This is a genomic window from Mycobacterium sp. (genome assembly GCF_049585075.1).
Taxonomy (GTDB): Bacteria; Actinomycetota; Actinomycetes; order Mycobacteriales; family Mycobacteriaceae; genus Mycobacterium.
In genome coordinates this window covers 1-4,148 of sequence record NZ_JBAUZA010000146.1, presented here as the reverse complement: position 1 = coordinate 4,148, position 4,148 = coordinate 1, and the positions used below count along the sequence as shown (strand labels likewise).

General features: G+C 65.4%; 2 protein-coding genes. Both read right to left on the bottom strand.

What is annotated here, in order from left to right:
* Positions 1-183: 183 nt before the first annotated feature.
* Complete coding sequence (locus WB785_RS06955; RefSeq protein ID WP_424078071.1) at positions 184-1,314, bottom strand: nucleoside triphosphate pyrophosphohydrolase; 1,131 nt, start codon at positions 1,312-1,314, stop codon at positions 184-186.
* Positions 1,311-4,148, bottom strand: a 2,838-nt coding sequence (gene mfd / locus WB785_RS06950) for a transcription-repair coupling factor (protein ID WP_424078069.1), incomplete at its 5' end; no start/stop codon positions are given. The genes WB785_RS06955 and mfd, both read right to left, overlap by 4 nt.

The window sequence follows — 4,148 nt, the reverse complement described above, 5'->3', positions numbered from 1 at the left end:
TTGATGCCAAGAGCAGCGCCGTCGCTCCCACGACGGCGAACGCCCGCAGCCAACGGACAGGTGACACAACACTCCCTACACACGATTACCCGACCATGGTCCCATGGGAATCCAGTAGGTCAGCTGCGAGTCGGCGCCGCGTCTGGACTAAACCCAGTTGTCCAGCCAAGATGCTGGCCGAATCTACTCAGGCTCGCTGGGCCGATCGTCTTGCTCGTCAGCCGGCGATTCATCAGTTTCGGGCGCGTCGTCGCCGTCGGGAACGGCCTCGGGCTCGAGCTCAGGTTCGGCGACGTCATCAGCCGCGCCGTCCGCTTCGTCGACGTCCTCCGCCGACTCCTCGGCCTCGTCCGCGAGCCCCGGCGTCTCGACGACAGGCAGCCAGTGCGCGCGCCACTCCTCCTCGGCGATTACGCCCAGTGGAGCAACATCGAGCTCTTCAGGAACGTCTTCTCCGCGGCGGTCAGCGGCGATCGCCTTCTCAGCGCTGCGGACCGTATCCATGAATTCCAAAACCGCTGTGCGTAAAGCATTTTCAGCATCGACATCGGAGGTTACCGTGATCGACGTGATCTCTGCCGGGATCAGGTCGGCGGGCAACCCCGCCCGGTGGACGCGCTGAACCACCTTATGCGCCAACGCAAGAGCCGGCTGAGCGGTCGGCACGTCGTCTAGCACCGAGGCCGATGCCTTCTTTGCTCTTTTTTCCCGGGCTTTGCGCTCCTCCCACTGAGCCAGCTGATCGTCGAGCGAAATCTCTTCTCCAGCAAGAACTTCAGGAACTCGATTACCCAATTTGCGGATCAGCGCATCGGCGACATCGTCAATGCTGAACGGATGCTGTGGCGCGTCCTCGGCGATGCGCGCGTGGAAAAGCACCTGCAGCAGCACGTCGCCGAGCTCCTCGCGCAACGCGTCGGCATCGCCGCTGCGCACCGCGTCGAAGACCTCGTAGGTCTCTTCCAGCAGGAACCGGCGCAACGAGTCGTGAGTTTGCTCACTTTCCCACGGCCCGGCGGTTCGCAATTTGTCCATCATCGCGACCGCGTCCACCAGTCGCTCCCCCGGCTGATGATCGGGCGCAGAAATCAGTCGCTCGCCGGCAGCCAATCGCGCCGTGACCGACGGGTGGTCGGGATCCGAGGACAGCAGTACCGGAGCGTCCTCCCCGGTATGCGCGGAGCGCGCCGCCGGCAACGTCCAGGGCACCGCGACCGGCATTTCCTCGGTGTACTGCACCTCACCGGTGAGCAGCTCGATGGCCTCCACCGGAACCAGCGACGGTCGGCGAGGATCGACCAAGATGACGGTCATCTTGCCTGTCGCTCCCGTCTCGCCGCCGGTGCCGATTGCCCGGATGACATCGTTATATCAACCTTGCTCGACTCTCCCGGTTTCCCATCCAGCGCCGATACCAAATCGGCCACCATTTGCACCAGCTCGAGATCACGGATTCGGGGCGCCCCGACGCCGCCGGCGCGCGGAATCGGAACCTGCACCGTCGACGTCGTAGCGCGATAACGCGCACCCGGATACATCCGCGCCAATCGCACCTGGGCAGAGTCCGGCAGGGTCATCGGCGCCAGCCGCACCGTGGCCGCCGATGCCGCCGAGACTTCGGTGATGCCGGCGTTGCGGCACAGCAGCCGGAGTCGTGCCACCGCCACCAGCCGCTGCGCGGTTTCGGGCAGCGTCCCGTAACGGTCGGTCAACTCCTCGACAACGGCATCGATGCCCGCGTTGTCGCCCGCCGCGGCCAGCCGGCGGTATCCCTCCAGCCGGAGCCGGTCGCTGGGGATGTAGTCCGGTGGCAGGTGCGCATCGACCGGCAAGTCGATCCGCACATCTTTGGGCTCTTCGGCAGTCGTGACGGTCTTCCCGTCGGCCGCAGCGCGATACGCCTCCACGGCCTCGCCTACCAGCCGCACGTACAGATCAAAGCCCACCCCGGCGACGTGTCCGGACTGCTCGACACCCAGCACATTGCCGGCGCCGCGAATCTCCAAATCCTTCATCGCCACCGCCATGCCTGCGCCCAATTCGTTGTTCTGCGCGATCGTCGCCAACCGGTCGTAGGCGGTCTCGGTCAGCGGGGCGTGTTGCGGATAAAGGAAATAGGCATAACCACGTTCACGACTGCGGCCCACCCGACCCCGCAGCTGGTGCAGCTGGGCCAGCCCGAAGGTATCGGCGCGCTCGACGATCAATGTGTTGGCATTGGAGATGTCCAGACCGGTCTCGACGATCGTCGTGCATACCAGGATGTCGAACTCGCGGTTCCAGAATCCTTCGACGGTGGTTTCCAGCAGATCCTCGGGCATTTGCCCATGCGCGACGGCAACTTTGGCCTCCGGCACCAATTCCCGCACCCGCGCTGCCGTCTGATCGATGGAACTGACCCGGTTGTGTACGTAGAAAGCCTGTCCGTCGCGCAGCAGTTCTCGGCGCAGCGCCGCCGCGACTTGCTTGTCGTCGTGCGGCCCGACGTAGGTCAACACTGGGTAGCGCTCTTCGGGCGGGGTCAAAATCGTCGACATCTCACGGATCCCGGCCAAGCTCATCTCCAGCGTGCGCGGGATCGGCGTCGCACTCATCGTCAGCACGTCGACGTGGGTGCGCAGCGACTTGATGTGCTCCTTGTGCTCGACGCCGAACCGCTGTTCCTCGTCGACGACCACCAAGCCGAGGTCCTTCCACCGCACCCCGGTCTGCAACAGCCGATGGGTGCCGATCACGATGTCCACCGAACCATCGGCCATGCCGTTGAGCACGTCGCGGGATTCGGCGACGTCGGTGAACCGGGACAGGCCTTTGATCCGGACCGGGAAGCCAGCCATCCGCTCGGTGAAGGTCTGTAGATGCTGATCGGCCAGCAGCGTGGTCGGCACCAGGACCGCGACCTGCTTGCCGTCCTGCACCGCCTTGAACGCCGCCCGTACCGCGATCTCGGTCTTGCCGTAGCCGACGTCACCGCAGATCACCCGGTCCATCGGGATCGGTTTTTCCATGTCGGACTTGACTTCGGTGATCGCGGTGAGCTGGTCATGAGTTTCGGTGAAGCCGAAGGCATCCTCCATTTCGGCCTGCCACGGCGTGTCCGACCCGAACGCGTGTCCCGCGCTGGCCTGCCGCTTCGCGTACAGCGACACCAGCTCGCCGGCGATCTCCCTGACCGCTTTGCGGGCTTTCGTCTTGGTGTTGGTCCAGTCGCTGCCGCCGAGCCGGCTCAGCGCCGGCGCCTGCCCACCGACATACCGGGACAGCTGATCCAACGAATCCATTGGCACATAAAGCTTGTCGGTTTCGTTCTGGCCTCGTTTGGTCGACGCATACTCCAGTACCAGATATTCGCGCCGGGCACCGCCGACGGTGCGCTCGGTCATCTCGACGAATCGCCCAATGCCGTGCTGGTCGTGAACGACCAGGTCGCCTGCGGTCAAAGCCAGCGGGTCGACGGTGTTACGACGTTTGGCCGCAAGCCTTTTGCCGTCCGTGGCCGTCACCCGGTTGCCGGTCAGGTCGGTCTCGGTGATGATGACCAGCGCGGCACCCGGTGATCCCCCGACTATCAAGCCGTCGTGCAGCGGGCCTTTGAGCACCCCGACCACGCCGGGCTTGGGTTCTGCACCCGGCTCCAACATCGTTGCGGGCGTATCGGATTCGGCCAGCTGCTCGACCACCCGGTGCGCGGTCCCGGTTCCGGGCGCGACGACGGCGGCAACCCCGCCGGTCGATACGTGGGCACGCAGCATCGCAAAGATCTCGTCGATGTCGCGCTGATGGCCACGAGCCGACGGCGCGGCCCGGATGTCCAGCTCGACCGCCGACTCGTCGGAAAGTTGGCTCAGCGTCCACCACGGGTGGCCGGACTGTCGGGTGGCGGCCCGCACCTCGTCGAGTTCGCGGAATCCCGAGCCGCCGAGCTGCTCGACATCGATGGGCGAATCGCCGCCCAACGCTGCCACCGACCAGGACGCCTCGAGAAACTCGCGGCCGGTTTTGATCAGGTCAGCCGCGCGGGTGCGGACCTTTTCCGGGTCGCAGACCAGCACCGGCGTGCCCTCGGCCAGCTGGTTGGTCAGCAGCGACAAGTCTTCGGGACGCAGCACCGGCAGCAACGCCTCCATCCCGTCGACCGGGATGCCCTC

Bases quoted from the DNA above. Each gene is read 5' to 3' on its own strand.
- WB785_RS06955 (WP_424078071.1), bottom strand. From the start codon at position 1,314: ATGACCGTCATCTTGGTCGATCCTCGCCGACCGTCGCTGGTTCCGGTG.